At 63.4% G+C, this 19704-nt stretch carries 16 protein-coding genes; 6 read left to right on the top strand and 10 right to left on the bottom strand.

Annotated features, from left to right (window positions below):
* Positions 1 to 85 precede the first annotated feature (85 nt).
* The 9 genes from NKI32_RS05500 to NKI32_RS05460 form a co-directional block, all read right to left on the bottom strand.
* Complete coding sequence (locus NKI32_RS05500) at positions 86 to 841, bottom strand: FkbM family methyltransferase (RefSeq protein ID WP_023691006.1); 756 nt, start codon at positions 839 to 841, stop codon at positions 86 to 88.
* On the bottom strand, positions 838 to 2064 hold the full coding sequence (locus NKI32_RS05495; RefSeq protein ID WP_023739099.1) for a glycosyltransferase 87 family protein: 1227 nt from the start codon (positions 2062 to 2064) through the stop codon (positions 838 to 840). Before NKI32_RS05495 ends, NKI32_RS05500 begins: the two co-directional genes overlap by 4 nt.
* Before the next feature lie 33 nt (positions 2065 to 2097).
* Positions 2098 to 3528 (bottom strand): aspartate aminotransferase family protein, encoded by a 1431-nt coding sequence (locus NKI32_RS05490; RefSeq protein ID WP_353002425.1) that lies wholly within the window; start codon positions 3526 to 3528, stop codon positions 2098 to 2100.
* A 67-nt stretch (positions 3529 to 3595) separates the two neighbouring features.
* Positions 3596 to 4603, bottom strand: coding sequence for an NAD-dependent epimerase/dehydratase family protein (locus NKI32_RS05485; RefSeq protein ID WP_023681794.1), 1008 nt, complete (start codon positions 4601 to 4603; stop codon positions 3596 to 3598).
* Positions 4600 to 5049 carry an EamA family transporter gene (locus tag NKI32_RS05480; protein WP_023670373.1) on the bottom strand — a complete coding sequence of 150 codons (450 nt, stop codon included), beginning with the start codon at positions 5047 to 5049 and terminating at the stop codon, positions 4600 to 4602. The genes NKI32_RS05485 and NKI32_RS05480 overlap by 4 nt, the downstream gene beginning before the upstream one ends.
* Positions 5050 to 5173: 124 nt before the next feature.
* Positions 5174 to 6526: an FAD-binding oxidoreductase gene (locus tag NKI32_RS05475; protein WP_023681795.1), complete on the bottom strand. Its 1353-nt coding sequence runs from the start codon at positions 6524 to 6526 to the stop codon at positions 5174 to 5176.
* A 3-nt stretch (positions 6527 to 6529) separates the two neighbouring features.
* Positions 6530 to 7963, bottom strand: a complete 1434-nt coding sequence (locus NKI32_RS05470) for a UbiA family prenyltransferase (protein ID WP_023681796.1) — start codon at positions 7961 to 7963, stop codon at positions 6530 to 6532.
* Positions 7964 to 8169: 206 nt separating this feature from the next.
* Positions 8170 to 8433, bottom strand: a complete 264-nt coding sequence (locus NKI32_RS05465) for a hypothetical protein (RefSeq protein ID WP_023670370.1) — start codon at positions 8431 to 8433, stop codon at positions 8170 to 8172.
* A gap of 145 nt (positions 8434 to 8578) precedes the next feature.
* Positions 8579 to 11068 (bottom strand): mechanosensitive ion channel family protein, encoded by a 2490-nt coding sequence (locus NKI32_RS05460; RefSeq protein ID WP_353002174.1) that lies wholly within the window; start codon positions 11066 to 11068, stop codon positions 8579 to 8581.
* A 317-nt stretch (positions 11069 to 11385) separates the two neighbouring features.
* Here NKI32_RS05460 and NKI32_RS05455 point away from each other — a divergent pair, with 317 nt between their 5' ends.
* From NKI32_RS05455 to NKI32_RS05435, 5 genes are all read left to right on the top strand, one after another.
* Positions 11386 to 12645 (top strand): sarcosine oxidase subunit beta family protein, encoded by a 1260-nt coding sequence (locus NKI32_RS05455; RefSeq protein ID WP_352668874.1) that lies wholly within the window; start codon positions 11386 to 11388, stop codon positions 12643 to 12645.
* Between the two features lie 11 nt (positions 12646 to 12656).
* Positions 12657 to 12953, top strand: coding sequence for a sarcosine oxidase subunit delta (locus NKI32_RS05450; RefSeq protein WP_353002172.1), 297 nt, complete (start codon positions 12657 to 12659; stop codon positions 12951 to 12953).
* Complete coding sequence (locus tag NKI32_RS05445) at positions 12950 to 15943, top strand: sarcosine oxidase subunit alpha (RefSeq protein WP_353002170.1); 2994 nt, start codon at positions 12950 to 12952, stop codon at positions 15941 to 15943. The genes NKI32_RS05450 and NKI32_RS05445 overlap by 4 nt, the downstream gene beginning before the upstream one ends.
* The gene (locus NKI32_RS05440; RefSeq protein ID WP_352668881.1) at positions 15936 to 16553 is read left to right on the top strand and encodes a sarcosine oxidase subunit gamma; all 618 of its coding nucleotides are present in this window, start codon (positions 15936 to 15938) and stop codon (positions 16551 to 16553) included. Before NKI32_RS05445 ends, NKI32_RS05440 begins: the two co-directional genes overlap by 8 nt.
* Positions 16554 to 16821: 268 nt before the next feature.
* Positions 16822 to 18150, top strand: a complete 1329-nt coding sequence (locus NKI32_RS05435; RefSeq protein ID WP_353002168.1) for an MFS transporter — start codon at positions 16822 to 16824, stop codon at positions 18148 to 18150.
* Positions 18151 to 18168: 18 nt separating this feature from the next.
* Here the strand turns inward: NKI32_RS05435 and NKI32_RS05430 are convergent, their stop codons facing one another.
* Positions 18169 to 18873 carry a nitroreductase gene (locus NKI32_RS05430; protein ID WP_023698305.1) on the bottom strand — a complete coding sequence of 235 codons (705 nt, stop codon included), beginning with the start codon at positions 18871 to 18873 and terminating at the stop codon, positions 18169 to 18171.
* Positions 18874 to 19155: 282 nt separating this feature from the next.
* Here NKI32_RS05430 and NKI32_RS05425 point away from each other — a divergent pair, with 282 nt between their 5' ends.
* Complete coding sequence (locus NKI32_RS05425) at positions 19156 to 19698, top strand: helix-turn-helix domain-containing protein (RefSeq protein WP_023706106.1); 543 nt, start codon at positions 19156 to 19158, stop codon at positions 19696 to 19698.
* Positions 19699 to 19704: the final 6 nt, after the last annotated feature.

Raw genomic sequence — 19704 nt, 5'->3', positions numbered from 1 at the left:
CGTGGATGGAGCTACCGCCTGTTTGCGACACGTCGCAGATGCGACGCGACCCGGCGCGCCGGCGTGCCGCCAGTGGCGATCTATCTCAGGCGAAGGCCCAGATGTCCTCGGCCTGGAAGCCGACCTGATAGCCTGATGTCTTCAGCTTGACCACGACCTGGCCGATTTCGGCGGCCGGCAGCGCGCCGACCTCGACCTTGATCATGCCCGGACGATAGCGCTTGAGATCGAGCTGTTCGAAGACGATCCAGTCGGCGCCCTCGCAATCGACCAGGAAGGCGTCGATATGCGTGATGCCGTTGCGATCGAGCAGCGTCTGCAGCGTTTCCGACGTCACCTCGATATCCCTCACGTGCGGCGCGAACTTGTTGAAATTGGCGTCGTCCTCGCCCCAGGCATTCTTGCCCGACATCAGATTGGTGTCGGTGACCGACGAGCAGCCGATGAACTCGATCGGCAGCGTGCCGGCCTCGAGTGCCGCGGCATCGAAAGTGTGGACGGTGATCGTGCCCTTGGTCTTCGTCACCGCGACCGGTTCGATGACGAAGCGTTCCGTGTCGGGATAGTTGGCCCGCAACCGCTTCTGATTGTACGGGATCGGCTCGACCAGCACGGCCCGCGCCCGCGGAATGCGGTGCAGCCACGGCGTGACGTCGTCGAACAGCGCGCCGTCGCAAGCGCCGACATTGACCATCTGGAAGGCTTGCCCACCGCCAAACCGCGCCTTCAGCGCCGCCTTGGCCAGGAATTTCGTGCCACGCAACGCCGGCCCCCGATCGAGCAGGCCGGCGGGCAGGCCGAGCGAAAGGGCGATGCGCGCCAGCCCGGAAATGGAACTCATGGCTTACCTCCAGGTATGGCGATGGGCCGCCTTCCATTCAGGCTTGCCGACGCCCACAGCGCCATGATCGGGCCGACAAGCAAAAGGTAGGGCGGCAGAAGGTTCGGGAAGTAGATGCGGGTGTCGTGGATCGGAAAGACGGTGAATTTCGCCAGCACGCCGAGCACCAGTGCTGCAAGCAGGATGCCGGCGCGGCGATCGAGCCGGAAGCCGGCGCGGCCGAGCGCAAACCACGCGGCCAGCGCCAGAACCGAGACCCCGACCCAGCTGTTGATGCTGATAGCGCGAATGAAGGATGCGGCAAACGCCTTGAGATAGGCGCCAACCGAGAACGGCGGCTCGAAGCCATCCATATTGTAGTGCTGCTCGATGCTGGAGAACCACAGATGCGGCCACCAGCCGGGATGCTGGGCCCAGTGCGAAATCGCGAAATAGGCGACGAAGGACGCGGCAAAGCCGGCCAGCGCGCCCCACGCCCGCTGCCGGAAGACCAGCAGCAGCACGGCGAAAACGGCCAGGAACACGATGTTGTCCGGCCGCGCCATGAAGGCGAGGAAAAGCAGGACAGCGGTCGCTGCCTCGCGGCCGCGCATATAGGCAAGTAGGCCGCCGAGGAACAGGGCCGAGCACAACAGATCCGGGGTCGAGGCGCGTGCCGCGTCGCCGAAATCGGCCATGATCAGCACCGCGCCGGCCACCGGCGCCAGCGCCAACGCGCCTTCGGTTCGCAACCAGAGCAGCGTGATCATCCCGAACAGCAGCACCGAGACCACCTGCAGCACCCGCATCGCCTCGACCGGCGACATCACCGAACTCATCGTCGACAGCATCTCGGCGTAGAGGAACTTGATCCGGTACATGCCAAGCAGCGAGTGAAAGTCGGCGGCATTTTGCGCCATATGGCTGCGGAAGCCGCCGCCATCGTCTGTCAGCGCCTTGTAGTCGGCGGCCGAAACGCCGGCCTGGACCGTCCTGTAGGCATAGTCATGCAATGCCTGCGCATCGGGGTAAGCGCCCTCCTCGGCGATTGCGAGATAAGGCAGCATGTCCCAATTGGCATCGGGCATCGTCCAGGCGGTAAACGCCGTAAGCAGGATATAGAGCGAAAACGCGATCGCGCCGATTGGCGCGGCCCATCGCGCATAAATCCCCTCGCCCCACGCCAGAGCGGCCGCGGTCAGCCGGTCGAGTGTGTTTTGCGGGGCGGGAGACTTGCTCAGCATTGTCGGACTCGGGACTTCGCTCAACGGACTTCTTTAACGGACCTGGCTTTTGACGAAATCCTTCACGATCCCCACGATGCCGCGCGACAGCAGGCTATCGAAGGCATCGACGAAATGGTCGACATGCTCGCGCTGGCAGATCAGCGGCGGCTCGAGACGGATGACGTTGCGGTTGTATTCGGTGAAGGCGACGAGCACGTCATAGTCGCGCAGCAACAGCGCGCCGACGAAGCCCGACAGCGAGCCCTTCAGCTTGTCGTCGAGGACGCTGACGATCGGACGCAGCACCATCGGCAAGGTCTGCGAGAAGTCGTGGAACTCGAGCCCGACCATAAAGCCTTTGCCGCGCACATCCTTCATGATCTTCGGGTACTTCTGCTTCAGCGCCTGCAGGCGCTGAAGCAGATAGTCGCCGGTAGTGGCGGCGTTGTCGATCAGCCCCTCATCATAGAGCACGTTGATGCCCTCGATCGCGGTGACGCAGGCCTCGCCCATGCCGCCAAAGGTGGCCATGGCATGGATCATCGCCGTCTTCGGCGTGCCATAGGCCTTCATATAGACCTCGCGCCGGGCGATCATCGCGCCGACCGCCGCCTTGCCGGCGCCGAGCGATTTCGCCAGCGCCGCCACATCGGGCACGACGCCATAATGCTCGAAGGCATAGAAGCGTCCCGAACGGCCATAGCCGCACTGCACTTCGTCCGCCACCCACAGCACGCCATACTGGTCGCAGAGCACGCGCAATTTCTGCCAGTATTTGGCCGGCGCCTGGATGATGCCGCCGCCGCCCTGGATTGTCTCAAGCACTATGACGCCGACCTCCGGGTCGGAGCGGAACAGCCGCTCGACCGCTTCGATATCGGCGAACGGAATGCGAACGGTGTTCTCAGCCATCTTGAAGTCCGCGCGGTAGAGCTGGCCATCGGTAATGCCGAGCACGCCCTTGGTCTTGCCGTGGAAGGAATTCTCGGCATAGACGATTTTTGGCCTCTTCGGCCCGGCGGCGCGCTCGGCGAGCTTCACCGCCGCTTCCATCGCTTCCGAACCCGACGAGCCCAGAAACACCATGTCGAGATCGCCGGGCGAGCATTTGGCGATGTTGTGCGCAAGGGCCGATGCATATTGCGACATGAAGGCGATGGCGATTTCCTGGCGCTTCTCCTCCTGGAATTTGCGCCGGGCCTCCAGGATGCGCGGATGGTTGTGGCCGAAGGCCAGCGAACCGAAGCCGCCGAAGAAGTCGAGAATCTTGCGGCCGTTCTGGTCGATGTAGAACATGCCTTCGGCACGCTCGATCTTGATCTTGTGGAAGCCGAGCAGCTTCATGAAATGCAGCTGGCCCGGATTGAGATGCGCCTTGAACAAGTCGGTCATGCGCGCAACATCCATCGCCTTCGCCTGCTCGACGCTGATCAGGTCGGGCTTGGCGATGGCGGTAGGCGACAACGCCGGCGCGCCGACCATGGTGCGCGCGTTCGTCTGCTCAGGCTTGGCCATGACGGTCATTTCGGAGTTCTCCTGGTCGTCCCACCTATTCGGCGGGGACATGATTTGCGGTGACGGCAAGCCCGTCTTTCTTGGCGCGGTATTCGCTGTAGGCGGCGATCAGCATGTCCTCGTCGCGATATTGCGGCACCCAGCCGAGCTGGCGCTCGGCCTTGGATACGTCGAGCACGCACTCCTCATCGGCGATCAGATATTGTTCGGGATCCATGATCGGCATGTTCATGAGATCGAGCAGGTCGAGGGTGCGCTTGACCGCCCAGCCCGGCGTCGGGATCAGCAGCGACTTCGAGCCGGCATGCTTGATCAGGTCGCCCAGCAATTTCTTCACCGGCGGCGGATTGAGGGAGCCCAGATTATAGGCCTGGTTGGGCACGCCTGCCTTCCAGGCCGCGCGGGCAGCTTCCGCGCAATCGAACACCGAGATGAACTGATAGGGGTTCTTGCCCGAGCCGATCATCGGCACAGGAAAATTCCAGTCGATCAGTTTGAACAGCTTTTCCAGGATCCCGAGCCGGCCGGGACCGATGATCAGACGCGGGCGAAACAGCGAGATCGACATGCCGCGCTTGCGCCATTGAGCGGCGAGCTCCTCGGTCTTCTGCTTCGACCAGCCATATTCGCCGAGCGGTGCGACCGGGTGCTCCTCGGTCATCGGCTGGGTGACCGTGTGGCCGTAGATCATGTCCGTGGTGTAGTGGACGAGCTTGGACGCGCCGGCCTTGTCCATCGCCTGCATGATGTGTTCGGTGCCATGGAAATTCACCGGAAAGAAGAAGTCGTGACGCTTGGCCCGCACCTGGATCGGCGACAGCATTTTGGCCGACAGGTTGTAGATCATGTCGTCGGCCTTCAATCCGATGTTAGCCACCGAGGCCGTATCCGTGACATCGCAGGTGACGAAGCGAACGTTGCGATAGTGCGTCAGGTCGCTCTTGACGATGTCGGCAACGACAACCTCTTCACCATCGGCCACAAGCTTCGGGGCAAGATGACGGCCGACGAAGCCGTCGCCGCCGAAAATAACATGTCTCATCGAACGATCTCGTTTGTCTGGATCTTGTCGGGGATGATGGAAGCGGTTTGGTCGTCATGCCCGCGCCCGCCCAAGTCTCGACCGCTTTGCGCGATCAGCACGGTGCCAACGCAGATGAAGGCGATGCCGGCAATGCGCCAGGCATTGAGGTCCTCGCGGAAGATGAAATAGGCGAAGATCGCAACCGCGACATAGGCAAGGCTGAGGAACGGATACGCAAAGCTGAGCTCGACCTTGGACAGCACGTAGAGATGCGAAGCCATCGAGATGACGAAGGTGCACAGGCCGAGAAACACCCATGGGCTGAAAACGACCTGCAACAGCCTCAACAGCGGATTGGTGCCTTCGAACGAAATGGGACCGAGCGACATCATGCCTTGCTTCAGCATCAGCTGCGCGGCGGCATTGGTCATGACCGTGAACAGAATGAAGACGATGTATTTCATATTTTGCACCCGCCACTCGCAACGGTCCTATTACTAACCTGCAAACATTTCGTGAAGTCACGACAATGCTTTGAGTAAACTACGGAACTTACGATCTATTCACCATGACTTATTCGGATTGTACCTATTCAGCTGCCTCGACACGCCTTGGCCGGACGTTGAGCATTTTCGCCGTCCGCAGCCAGAAACTGGACACGAAAGCCGGGTCGCGCAGCGCTTCAAGCCGCTGCCAATTCGGGAAGGAGGCCGCGAAAGTATCAGCGCCCATGCGCGCATCCTTGTACGGGTTGACCGCGCCGCCGGCCGCGACCGTGATGCGGTCGAGTTCGCTGAGCAGGGCCAGCGTCCTGTCGCCGCGATTGGGGAAATCCAGCGTCAACGTGAAGCCTGGCCGCGGAAAGGACAGCAGCCCCGGCGAGCGGATCGAGCCGAAGCGCTTCAACACGGTGAGGAAAGAGCCCTGCCCGGCCCGTCGCGCCGCATCGAGCAGCGCCGGCACGGTCTGACGCGCGACATTTTCCGGCACCAAGCTCTGGTGCTGGTAGAGACCTTTCGGGCCATACAGCCGATTCCAGTCGCCGACACCATCAAGCGGAAAGAAAAAGCCCTGGTAGCCGGTTTGGCTCGGCCCCGGCGAGCGCCCCTTCTTCCACCGATAGGCGGCGTTGAAGGCGGTGAGGAACGGCCGGTTGAGCACATTGAACGGCGGCTGGAACGGCACTGAAAAACGGGAGCCGGCGCGAGACGCCGCATGCGAGCCATACTCGGCATGATTGCCTGTCAACAACAGGCCGCGCCCGCGGCCATGGCCGCCGGCAAGCTGGTCGATCCAGGCGACGGCATATTCATTGGCCTGGTCGGCGGCCTCGGCCAGTTCGAAGAATTCGCCGAGATCGGCAAACCGCGTTACCTTCTCGGCGATGTCGAGCGAATGCACCCGCATCAGCCGGATCGAGGCCGACAGGATCAGGCCGGTCAGCCCCATGCCGCCGATCGTCGCCGCAAACAGCCTTGCATTGTCGGTTGCCGAGCAGGTGTAGGTCCGCCCGTCCGAGCGCAGCAGCGTGAACGACTCGACATGGCAGCCAAAGGTGCCGCGCCGGTGATGGTTCTTGCCATGGACGTCATTGGCGATCGCGCCGCCAAGGGTGACGAACTGGGTGCCTGGGACGACAGTCGGAAAGAAACCGTAAGGTGCAGTGTGCGCAATGATATCGGAGAGGAACACGCCGGCCTCCGCCTCGAGCAGGCCGGTCTCGGCATTGAAGGCGCCGATGCGGTTCAGCGGCCGCATGTCCACGACCGCACCTGGCCCGTTCTGGCAGGAATCACCGTAGGAGCGGCCATTGCCATAGGCGAGCAGAGCGTTCTTTGTCGCCTTGCCGCTTCGCATCAGCGCGATGGCATCGTCGGCCGCGATGGCTCGCTTTGCGGCCGGCGTGGCGAGGCCAAAACTCCGGTACCGTTCGCCGGCCATCCCCTACCAGCCTCCCGCGACCAGAAGGGCGGCGCCGATCACCACGACGATCTGGCTTCGCCAGTCGCGAATGATGAAGATGACCGGATCGTCATTCATCTCGTTGCGGCGCGCCAGGATCCAGACCCGCATGGTCAAATACAGCACGATCGGCGCCAGCGGCCAGACCAGCCAGGGATGCGGATAGAGTTCGCGTACCGCGACGCTGTCCATGTACAGCGCCAGCACCAGCGCCGAGGAGAAGGCCGACGCCATTCCTGCCTGGGCGACGATCTCCTGGTCTTCGATGCGGTAGCCGCGGCCGGCAATGCGCTCGCCCACCGGAATGGCTGTGGTGCGCAGTTCGACATAGCGCTTCACCAGCGCCAGCGACAGGAAGAAGAAAATCGAGAAGGCGAGCAGCCAGAACGAGACTTCGACCCCGGTCGCCGCAGCACCTGCCAGCACACGCACAGTGTATAGCCCCGCCAGCGTCAGTACGTCGGCCAGGAGCATGCGCTTGAACGACAGCGAATAGGCTGTGGTCACCACCAGATAGCCGGCGAGCACGCCCAGGAACTCGATCGGCAACAGAAGCCCGGCGGCAATGCCGATCGCCAGCAGCACCGCCATCGCGCCGAGACCGAACGGGATCGACAAAGCGCCGCTGGCGAAAGGTCGGTTGCGTTTGGTCGGATGCTTGCGGTCGAGCGCAAGGTCGAAGAAATCGTTGAGAATGTAGATGGCGGAAGCCACGGCGCTGAAGGAGACGAACGCCAGCAGGCATTGCCAGATCATGTTGATGTTGAAGTATTCATGCGACAGCACCATCGGCACCGCGATCAGCGAATTCTTCAGCCACTGATGCACGCGCAGCATCTTGACGAATGTCTTCAATGTCCTTTTCGGCGCCGGCATCCTTTCGGCGCTATGCGCGGCCTGCCAGCGCTTCGCATGGCGGTCGGGCGCCACGACGATGGCCTTGCGTGCGGCTCCGAAAACCTTGACGTCGTGCCGGCTGTTGCCGGCATAGTCGAAACCGCCGTCGCCATAGGCGGCGATGAGCGCGTCGCGCTTGCGGCCCGAGGTCATGTTGTGGGGACCGTCGGTCGCCAGCACATAGTCGAAGACGCCCAGATGCGCCGCGATCGCCTCGGCGAACTTGCGTGGCGTACCGGTCGCCAGCACGATCTTGCGTCCGTCGCTATGGTCGGCGAGCAGCCGCTGCAGCAGCGCTTCGCGATAGGGCAGCGAGGCCGGATCGATATCGATGCGGTCGGCGATGGCTTGTTTCAGCCGCGCCGGGCCGGCGGCCAGCCAGTACGGGACCAGGAAAACATAGAGCGGATTCTTCTTGAGCAGGATGAACAGGCCTTCCCAAAGAAGATCGGTCGCAATCAGCGTGCCGTCGAGGTCGACCGCAAGCGGGATTGCGTTCTTGTCCGACCGCGCATCCATGTCCGTTCTGCCCTATTCATAACCGGTTGCGCCGTGTTTCGGCGTCTTCGCACCGGTATAGCGGCGGAACGGCGTATTGAACGTTAAAACGCACGGTTGCAGCCGGTAGGCGCCACGATATTTCCCGCGTCATTGTTAAGCAATCGCTACCGCGAACAATAAAAGGCCGGGCATTGCCCGGCCTTTACTACATCTGCTTGCCGACTTTACTTGATGCGGGCAACGCCACCTGAGATTTCGACCGTTTCCGAGCCGGTCAGGGCCTCGAGGTCACCATTGGGCAAGGTGACGAAACAGCCGTTCGGGCAGAATTCCACGGTTTCGCCGGCGGCCAGCGCCAGCTCCGTCTTGCCGCCGCCTTCCGTCACGATCAGCGTACGGGTCTCAGCATCCTTGTTGACCGCGCTGGCGGCAAAGGCCGAGCCACTCGCTGCGGTAAGAGCGATGGCGACGACGAGCGACTTCCACATTTTGCAATATCGGTGTTTCCACACCGCCTCTGTTGCATTTCGCAAGGCATTCTCGCCTTTGCATGTGAGCTTATAGGAGATGCAAGCTGAACCGCAACTGAATGCCGCATTCATGCCGCAATTGGTTTGGGAGGAGCTTGGGGCCTTAGCTGGGATCGGGTTTGCGGGCCTTGCGACCAGTTTTGGCCAGCCGCTTCGCCTCGGCGGCGGCTCTGGCCTCCGCCTGCTCCTTCTCGGCGAACTCGACCTCGATCTTGTCGTCGTCGATCGGCCATGCGTCGGTCTGCTTGACCTTGACCTCGGCGCGCGGCGTCGAGGGGATTTCTATGTGCTCGGCGTCAAAAGCATCGAGAACGGCAAAGCGGATATCGTTCTGAACGATGGCGCCGTTCAGCACATCGGCCAGGAACACGCGGATCTCGAACTCGAGTGCTGCCGGCCCGAAATTGGTGAACAGGACGAAGGGTTCCGGGTTCTTCAGCACCAGCGCATGGCCGCGCGCAATCTCAAGCAGGACCGCGTGTACCCGCTTGACGTCGCTGCCATATGCGACCCCGACCTTGATCTCCACACGTCCGAGCTTGTTGCGGTGCGTCCAGTTGCCGACGGCGTTGTTGATGAGGTTCGAATTGGGCAGGATCACCGATTGCCGCTGGAAGGTCTCGATTTCGGTGGCGCGCACGCTGATCTTCTTGACCGTGCCTGATGTGTCGCCGGCGACGATCCAGTCGCCGACCTTGAACGGCCGCTCGGCGAGAAGGATCAGGCCGGACACGAAGTTGGACACGACATTCTGCAGGCCAAAGCCGATACCCAGCGAGAGTGCGCCTGCAACGAGCGCCAGGTTGGAGAGATCGATGCCCGCCGCCGAGATGCCGACGAGCCCAGCGAGCGCGACGCCGGCATAGCCGACCGCCAGCCGGATCGAGTTGCGCACGCCGGTATCGACCTTGCCGCGCGCCATTACCGAGCCGTCGAGCCAGCCCTGGAACCAGCGGGTCAGGAAATAGCCTATGATGAAGACGACGATTCCGGTGAGGATGCCGGTGACCGAAATCGTCACCGAACCGACGGTGACGCCTGTCGCCAATTTATAGCCCCAGGCCTGGATATCGCCGGGCTGGAAGCCCCACATCAACAGGATCAGCGGCAGGAACACCAGCACGATCATCAGGTTGATGGCGACGCTGACGACGAGGCCGAGTTGGTCGAGCGCGGTGTCCTCATAGCTGGAATTGGTCTTCAGCCAGCGCCCGATGGACGTGCCGGCGAAACCACCCTCCTCGCCGATCTCGCGTGCCGACAGGAAGCCGATATAGGCGGTGAGCAGGATGGTGCCGGTGACCACGACCTGCAACGAGACGAAGATGGCAAGACCGATATAGCCGAACAGCGCCGCCGCAATCGTGAACAGGCCGAGCGCGACACAGGTGTAGCGCAGCCAGGCCGGCCAGGGGCGCCAGCGCCCGTCGGCATCCTTGTAAGGCTTCAGCAGCGCCATAAGGATCAGGATTACGCCCACGATGACGGTGGCGACAAAACTCCTGGCCACCGTCAGCGACAGGGGCGAGCCCATCTTGTCGTTGACGATCGACAGGAAATTGTTGATGCCGATGACGACTGCCATGGCCGTCGTCAGCCGCACCAGCCAACGCGCCGGGCCGGTCTCGACCTGGATCAGGCGCCAGTTCGGCATGCTGGGCGACAGCGCCGCATTGGTCAGGCGGTTGACACAGAACACTATGGCGATGACGGCTGCCAGAGCATTGAGGAAAACGCCTATGTCGCCGCGCAGCACATTGTAGTAATTGTACAGGAACACCGTCGAGGCGAGGAAGGCGCTGACCGCCAGCGTCGGCAGCAAAGTCGACCAGAACGCCACCGACAGGCGGCTGAGATACGTCGGATCTTCAACCGACGCGTCGGGCTCGAAGATGCGCCCAAACAGGCGGCGCCCGCCGACCAGAAGCACCACGGCCAACGCAAGCGCCATGAGGGTCGCCGCGAGCATCGCCTGGAACTTGAACTTGAAGGCAAAGCTCAGCCACGATGACACCGCCCTGTAGAAGTTGGCGTATTCGTCCCTTGCGTCGGAAAACACCTGCGGGCTCAGTGCATCGGACAGCACATAGCGCTTGGTTAGGCCGCTGCGAAACAGCTCGCTGCGCATATTGCCGATCTTCTCGATCAGCGCATTGATGCGGATCGACAGGTTCTGCGCGCCGGCGATGACGGCGTTGATCTCCGCCTTTTCCGACGCCAGCGCCTGGCGCTCGCCGGTCACGATATCCGGTTCAGGCGGCTGTCCGGCAGCCGGGGGCGCACCAAGCTGCTCAAGCCTCGAATTGATCTCCCCCAGCCGGGACCGGAACGCCAGCGCGCTGTTCAGCGCAGCGCGCGACAGCTCTTCCAGCTGCAGGCGGATCTCGACGAGGGTGGTGTCATCGACGCCGTCCTCCTGGACTTTCTTCTCCAGAGCGTCGGTTTTCGTCGTCAAACCCTGCAGGATTTTCTGCTGGTCGGCGACCAGCCCGGCAGGCGCCTGGCCCAGCCCCTGCGCCATCGCGCCGAACGAATGCGGCGCCAAGGCAACGAGCGCGAGGACCAGGATCAGGCGAAAGAAGCGAAAAAGCATAATGGTGGCGACTCAAAGGGCGGCAAGGCCGCTTCTAAAGCGGTCCTTGATAGAGACGCTCATCCCGTGGGGCAAGTCGTGGCGAAGCATGACAGTTGGGCGCCTTGCGGGAGTCGGCCAGTCGAAAAGCCATGGCGCAATCTTGGCTTTGCGCACGCCGCCTGCTCTATAGTCTGCCGCATCGCACCCGAGCCGGATGGCTTCAGGTCTGTTGGACCTGAAATCATCCGGCTCTAAAAATCAAAGATATAGAGCATGATGTCGTCCGAAAACCGCTTCACACTTTTCGGCATCATGCTCTAGGGATGACATGAAGAATGGCGGAATATTCAGCCCTTTCGCTTCTCACGAACGCGCTCAAGGGAAACAAGGACTGGAAGCCGGCCTGGCGCAAGCCCGACCCCAAGGCTTCCTATGACGTCATCATCATCGGTGGCGGCGGCCACGGCCTGTCGACGGCGTACTATCTGGCCAAGGAGCACGGCATCACCAATGTCGCGGTGCTGGAAAAGGGCTGGCTGGGTTCCGGCAATGTCGGCCGTAACACCACGGCGGTGCGCTCCAACTACCTTTTGCCGTCCAACACCCGCTTCTACGAACATTCGATGAAGATGTGGGAGAACCTTTCGCACGACCTCAACTACAACGTCATGTTCTCGCAGCGCGGCTGCCTGAACCTGGCTCACACGCCGGCCCAGTTCGACGACTTGGCCAGGCGCGGCAACGCCATGCGCCATCTCGGCGTCGATGCCGAGCTGATGAGCACCGCCGAGATCGCGCGCCTGGTCCCGGCGCTGGACATGTCGTCCTCCGCGCGCTTTCCGATCGTCGGCGGCCTGATGCAGCCGCGCGCCGGCACCGCCCGTCACGATGCGGTGGCCTGGGGCTATGCCCGCGGCGCCGACCGACGCGGCGTCGACATCGTCGAGAATTGCGAGGTCACCGGCTTCCTGCGCGACGGCGACCGCATCACCGGCGTGCAAACGACGCGCGGAGAGATCCGCGGCAAGAAAGTTGCCGTGGCCGTTGCCGGCAGCACCGGACGGGTGATGCAGCTTGCCGGCATCGACAGGATGCCGATCGAGAGCCATGTGCTGCAGGCCTTCGTCACCGAATCGCTGAAACCTTTCGTCGACACGGTGCTGACCTTCGGCATGGGTCATTTCTACATGTCGCAGTCCGACAAGGGCGGCCTCGTCTACGGCGGTGACATCGACGGCTACAACAGCTACGCTCAGCGCGGCAACCTGCCCATCGTCGATGAGGTGATGAGCGAGATGCTGGCGCTGTTTCCCGGCCTTGCGCGTGTACGCATGCTGCGCTCATGGGGCGGCGTCTGCGACATGTCGATGGACGGTTCGCCGATCATCACCACCGGCCCGCTGCCGGGCATGTATCTCAATTGCGGCTGGTGCTATGGCGGCTTCAAGGCGACGCCGGCCTCGGGCTGGTGCTTCGCATACACCATCGCCAAGGACGAACCGCACGCGTTCAACGCGCCGTTCACGCTCGACCGTTTTTATCGCGGCCTAGTGATTGACGACAAGGGCCAGGGCGCAACGCCCCGGCTGCATTAGGGTTCAAACAAATGCTTATCACTTGTCCCTATTGCGGCCCGCGCGACGTCATCGAGTTCACCTATCAGGGCGACGGCAACCGCGAGCGCCCGCAGCCCAACTTGCAGGACCTCGACGCCTGGAACGCCTATGTCTACGATCGGCTGAACCCGGCCGGCGACCACAATGAGATCTGGCAGCATTCCGGCGGCTGCCGCACCCATCTGAGGATGGTGCGCAACACGGTCACGCATGAGATTTCCAGCACCGGTTTCGCCCGCGGCGACCACAATGCCGCCGCCCGGCACAAAGCCGGAGGCAAGTCGTGAGCCCGCGCCGCACCGAGACCGGCGGCCGCATCGACCGCCTGCGCACCATCCGCTTCACCTTCGACGGCACGCCTTACACCGGCCATGGCGGCGACACGCTGGCCTCGGCGCTGCTTGCCAACGGCGTGACGCTTTTCGGCCGCTCGTTCAAATACCACCGCCCGCGCGGCCTGCTCTCGGCCGGCGTCGAGGAACCGAACGCGCTGGTGACGGTGCTGCGCGGCGAAGTGCGCGAGCCCAACATCGCCGCAACCATGGTCGAGATCTATGACGGGCTGGTGGCCGTCAGCCAGAACCGCTTTCCCTCGCTCGCCTGGGACATCAACGCCGTCAACCAGCTCGGCGGCAAGATCCTGGCCGCCGGCTTCTACTACAAGACCTTCATGGGCCCTGTCTTCGGCCCCTTGAAAGGCACCCGCTTCTGGATGTTCTGCGAGCATTTCATCCGCCGCGCCGCCGGCCTGGGCCGCGCCGGTATTGCCGCCGACACCTCGCGCTACGAGCGCATGAACGCGTTTTGCGACGTGCTGGTGGTCGGCTCCGGCCCGGCCGGCCTGTCAGCCGCCAAGGCCGCTGCCGACCAGGGCGCGCGCGTCATCCTGGCCGAACTCGAGCCGCGTTTCGGCGGCTCGGCCAACTGGTCCGGCGAGACCATCGACGGCGCGCCGGCCGCCGACTGGGCGGCGCGCACCGTCAGCCAGCTTGAGGGCCATGACACGGTCCGCCTGCTGCCGCGCACCACAGTGTGGGGCTATTACGACGGCAACACGCTGGCGGCACTCGAGCGCGTCACCGACCACAAGGAAACGCCTGGGAAGGGCGAGCCGCGCCATCGCTACTGGGCGATCCGCGCCAAAACGGTGGTGCTGGCCACTGGCTCTTTCGAGCGGCCGCTTGTGTTTCCCGGCAATGACCGGCCGGGCATCATGCTGGCGCATGCCGGCGAGCGCTACGCCAATGATTATGGCGTGCTGCCCGGCGACAGGATCGCGCTGTTCACCAACAATGACAGCGCCTATCGCTCGGCGCTGGCGCTGAGGAAGGCCGGGGCGGCTATTGTCGCCATCGTCGATGTGCGCCCCGAGCTTTCGGCCGAAATGCGCAGCCTCGCCACCGAGGCCGAAGCCGAAATCCTCTCCGGCCATGCCGTGGTCGCCACCGAAGGCGGCAAGGCGCTCTCCGGCCTCAAGGTGCAGCGCTTCGACATGACCTCGGGCGCGCTCAGCGGTGACGCCCGCAGCATCCACGCCGATTGCCTGCTGATGTCGGGTGGCTGGTCGCCGACCATCCATCTCGCCAGCCAGGCCGGTGCCAGAGCCGAATGGAACCCTGCCCGCCAGGCCTTCCTGCCGCCGAAACCGACTCGGCAATGGATTGGCGCCGGCGCTTTCAACGGCAGCTTTTCGACCGTCGAAGCCATCACTGAGGGCCGTGCAGCCGGCCTGTCCGCCGCGGGCGGAGCGGCTGCGCCGGCAGCTTTGCCGGATGTCGAAGCAGCCCCGGGAAACCCCGATCCGGCGCCGGTGTTCGAGATCAAAGCCAAGGGAAAAAGCTTCGTCGACTTCCAGCATGACGTGACTGCCGAAGACGTGCGGCTGGCGCATCGCGAAGGTTTTGTCTCCGTCGAGCATCTGAAGCGCTACACCACGCTCGGCATGGCGACCGACCAGGGCAAGAACTCCAACGTTCCGGGCCTCGCTATCATGGCCGAGGCGTTGGGCAAACCGATCCCCGAAGTCGGAACGACGCGCTTCCGCCCGCCCTATTCCGCGGTGTCGATCGGCTCGCTTGCCGCCGAACGCTTCGGCGATCTGAAACCCGAGCGCCTGACGCCCATGCATGACTGGCACCTCGCCAATGGCGCAACGATGTATTCCGCTGGCCTCTGGTATCGACCAATGATCTACGGCCTTGCCGGCGAGACGGTCGAGCAGGCCTATGTCCGTGAAGCCAGGGCGACGCGCGAAAGCGCCGGCATCGTCGACGTCTCGACGCTGGGCAAGATCGCCGTTCAGGGACCGGATGCGGGCGAATTCCTCGACCGGGTCTACACCAACATGTTTTCCACCCTCCCCGTCGGCAAGGCCCGCTACGGCCTGATGCTGCGCGAGGACGGGCTGGCCTTCGACGACGGCACCACATGGCGGCTCGGCGAACAGGATTTCCTGATGACGACCACCACGGCCAACGCCGGCAAGGTGATGCAGCATCTGGAATATTTCCTCGACGTCATCTGGCCGGAGCTCAAAGTGCACGTCACCTCGGTAACCGACGAATGGGCGGGCGCGGCCATCGGCGGGCCGAAGGCGCGGGCCATCCTCGCCGCCTGTGTCACCGGCACCGCGGTCGACAACACAGCCCTGCCGTTCATGGGCATCGTGCGCGGCGAGATATCAGGCGTGCCGGTGATGATTTGCCGGCTGTCCTTCTCCGGAGAAATGGCCTTCGAGGTCTATTGCGGCGCCGGCTACGGCACCCATGTCTGGGAAGCCCTTATCGAAGCCGGCAAGCCGTTCGGCCTGGTCACCTACGGGCTGGAGGCGTTGGGCACGATGCGCATCGAAAAGGGCCATGTCACCGGCGCGGAGATCGACGGCCGCACCACGGCGCGCGACCTGCATCTCGACTGGATGCTGTCGAAGAAGAAGCCGTTCATCGGCTCGGCGATGATGGACCGCGAAGGCCTGATCGCGCCCGAGCGGCTGCAGCTGGTCGGCCTAGTCTCGCTCGACAATCGGCCGTTCAATGGCGGAGCCCACCTCGTCGAGGAACTGGACGAAGCCAATCCGCACGACTCCATCGGCCATATCACCGCCTGCTGCTACTCGCCGGCGCTGGGCAAGCACATCGCGCTGGCTTTGGTCGAGGGCGGCAAGGCGCGCCATGGCACCCGGGCATTCGTCTCCGATCCGCTGCGCAAGCGGTTCGGGCCGGTCGAAATCGTCTCCAACCATTTCTACGACCCGGACGGGAGCCGCATGCATGGCTGAGCGCCAATCACGTGAACGCCAGCCACCCGAGCGGCTCTCGCCGCTCGAGCCGGTGTTCCATCCGGGTTCGCACGGCAACTTCGAGCATGGCGTCGATGTCATTCTGACCAAAATCAGGCCAGGCTCGATTCTGCAGCTGGCCGCATGGCCCGGCGCGGAAAAGCAGCTGATCGAGGCGATCGGCAAGGTCACCGGCCTCGATTTGCCCGATGGCGCCGGCGGCGGCGTTGCCAAGGACGGCAAGGCCGTGTTTGGTTTCGCGCCTGGAAAATTCACCGTCGTCGACGAGGCCGAGGGCTTGGCGGCGAGTTTTGCCCGGGACGTAACCCCGGTAATCGGCACGATCACCGACCTGTCGCATGGCCGCACCGCTATCCGCATCGCCGGCCCTAAGGCCGAATGGGTGCTGGCGAAATTCTTCGCCATCGACTTCGCCCTGCCTGCCTTCCCCATAGGCGCCGGCCGTTCGACCACCCATCACGACGTCTTTGCGCAGATCCAGCGCACCGGCGCCGACCAGTTCGATATCTATGTCTTCCGCTCCTTCGCCCGCTCGTTCTGGAAGGCGCTCTGCCATGCCAGCGAGGAGGTCGGCTACGAGGTTCAGTAGGGCCGACAGCCGTTCTGGCCTCAAGGCCAGCCGGTTCTGCCGCTAGAGAATGCTCCAATGGAAGCCCATGGTGGGGAACGTGGCCCAACCGGCCCAGGGGATTACAAAGATCCCGTCTCAGAGTCGGCATCGTCATTTGGTTCGAACATCCCCATGACCGCAGAACTATCCGCCGGCGCCACGGATCGCGCCGATGTGTCGGCCAGAGCCTTGCTCCTGCTGCCGCTCACGGTCGCCTGCGGCGTGTTCATGACCAGCCTCGACCAGAATGTCGTGGTCACCGCCCTGCCCCGGCATCAGCGACAGCCTCGGCCGGCCGCCGAGCCAGCTCGGCCTGTTGATCACCGTCTATGTCGCCAGCCTGATCATCTCGATGCCACTCGGCGGCTGGGCCGCCGACCGCTTCGGCCTGCGCAACGTTTACTGCTTCGCCTTGCTGGTGTTCGCCGCGTCATCGGCGCTGTGCGGCCTGTCCAACGACATCTGGACGCTGGTCGGCGCCCGCGCGCTGCAAGGCTTCGGCGGCGCCTTGATGGGGACGCTCGGCCAGGTCGTCATCCTGTCGACCTTCCCGCGCAGCCGCACGCTGAAGATCAACATGTATATTTCGCTGGCCGGCCAGTCCGGACCGCTGGTCGGCCCGCTGGTCGGCGGCGCGCTGACGACTTATATCTCCTGGCGCTGGATCTTCTTCATCAACGTGCCGTTCGCGCTGGCGGCGGCCGTTCTTGCCGCCTCGCTGTTTCCGACTGTTACCAAACCGGTGCGCACGCCGTTCGATTTCCCGGGCTTCCTGCTGGTCGGCAGCGGCATGGTCCTGCTGGTCTTCGGTATGGATTCGCTTGCGGCCAAAGACGCCGCCGGCAGCATGATCGCGGCCGAGCTGACGCTGGCGATCGTCATCCTGACGCTTGCCTCCTTCTACTGCCTGCGCGCCCGCAACCCCTTGCTTGACCTGAAACTCCTGCGCATCCGCACCTTTCGCATCTCCTTCCTCACCGGTGGTGGGCTGGACACGATCGGCCTCAGCTCGGTCGTTTTCCTTTTGCCGCTGATGTTCCAGCTCGGCTTCGGCATGAGCGCGGTGCAGGCGGGATCGCTGACTTTCGTCGCCGCAATCGGCTCGCTGATCATGCGTGTCTTCATGCCGCGCCTGCTCAACCGTTTCGGCTTTCGCCGCGTGCTGGTCGTCAACACGCCGATCGTTGCTGCCTTGGTAGCGGGCTTCGCCTTGATTGAGGCGACCACGCCGGTCTGGATTGTGCTAGCCTATATCTTCGCCTTCGGCGTTCTGCGCTCGGCGCAGTGGGCTTCGACCGGCAACCTCGCCTATTCCGACATCGCGCCCGACCAGCTCGCCCGCTTCAGCGCGCTCTACTACATACTGTGGCAGTTGGGGGTAGCGATCAGCGTCGGCCTGGCGGCGGCGCTGTTGTCGTTCCTGGCTGGCGGCGGGCCGGCGGTGACCAACGATTTCCGCATCCTGTTCGTGGTCGAGGGCGTCATCACGTTGTGCGCGCTGATCGCCTATCTCAGACTGACACCGCAGGACGGTGCCCATGTCAGCGGCCATGGCGCGCAGATGAACGTGGAATAAGGCCCCGGTAGCCGAGGCCTAGCCGCTGAACGTCACCCACTCTTCCAGCGGCACGCGGTCGGTGCGGAAGTCGTTTTCGGGTTTCGACGTATCCTCGAGGCCGAGCGCCATGCCGCAGACGACGATCTCCTCGTCGGGGATGTTGAGCACCGGCCGGATCTGCCGGTGATAGGGCGCGAAGGCGGCCTGCGGGCAGGTGTGCAGGCCCCTGCCTCGCGCCGCCACCATGATGTTCTGCAGGAACATTCCGTAGTCGATCCACGAGCCCTGGTTCAGCCGCCGGTCGATGGTGAAGATCATGCCGACCGGCGCGTCGAAGAAGACGAAGTTGCGGTCGTGCTGGGCGCGCATCTTGTCGACCTCGCGGCGGCCGATGCCGAGTGCCCCATAGAGCCCGAAACCGTTGGCGCGGCGGCGGGTGAGATACGGCTCGAAGAACTGGGTGGGGTAATAGCGATACTCGTCCCAATCGGCCTTTTCGGCCCGGATACCGGAATTCAGGATGGCATCGGTGATCTGCTGCTTGACGTCGCCCTTGACGACATAGACCCGCCAGGGCTGCATATTGGTGCCCGAAGGCGCGCGCGCGGCGACGCCAAGAATGGCTCGGATCGTCTCGTCATCGACCATGTCGGGCAGGAAGGCGCGCACTGAACGGCGCGAGATGATCGCCTCATCGACAACAGCCGCGTTTTGCGCTGCCAGGCCATTTTTTTCCAGCATGGGCCGTCCCTTTGCGCACACTTCGAAAGCCGAACCGGCTATCGGAGAAGACCTTGCGCAGATTTCAATCCTTGGTCGCCGACCCGCATTCCCACACCCGCCGCTCGTGCCAGAGCCTTTGCATGAACCTCCAAAATCGCGCAAGCAAATCTTGTGTGCCCATGAAAATTAGCTTGATTTTTTCACGGACATGAGCTCTCATGAAATTCATTTCCGGATTTTCATCAAGTGAGCGTTTTGCCCCCAGCTATTCCCAAAACATTGCAGGGACCTGACGAGCGCCTGCTGGCGAGCGACATCCGTGCGCTGCGCAAGGCGCGTGGGCTGACGCTGGCTGAGATCGCGCTGAAGCTTGGCCGCTCTGTCGGCTGGGTCAGCCAGGTCGAGCGCGGCCTATCTATCCCTTCACTTGGCGACCTCAGGGCCTTCGCAGACCTGTTCGGCGTGCCGCTCAGCCTGTTCTTCAGCCACGACGTGCCGATCGAGAAGGAGCGCGGCGTTGTCGTGCGCGCCGGCAGCCGGCGCACGCTTGGCACAAGCGAATCCGGCCTGGTGGAGGAGCTTCTGTCGCCCGATCTCGGCGGTAGTTTCGAGATGGTGCGTTCGATCTTCGCGCCGGGCGCCGAGATGAAGAGCGAGCAGCTGCGGCCGACCGAGGAAGCCGGCTACATCGCCTCTGGCATTTTCGAGATCGAGATAGCCGGCGTCTGGCACCGGCTCGGCGAAGGCGATTCCTTCCGCTTCGAGCGCAAGCCGTACCGCTGGCGCAATCCCGGCACCGAGCCGGCCGTGATCATCTGGGTGGTTTCGCCGCCTGTCTACTGAACGAGG

This window comes from Mesorhizobium sp. M0761 (assembly GCF_040320205.1).
Classification (GTDB): domain Bacteria; phylum Pseudomonadota; class Alphaproteobacteria; order Rhizobiales; family Rhizobiaceae; genus Mesorhizobium.
This window is presented reverse-complemented; position numbering and strand designations above follow the sequence as displayed.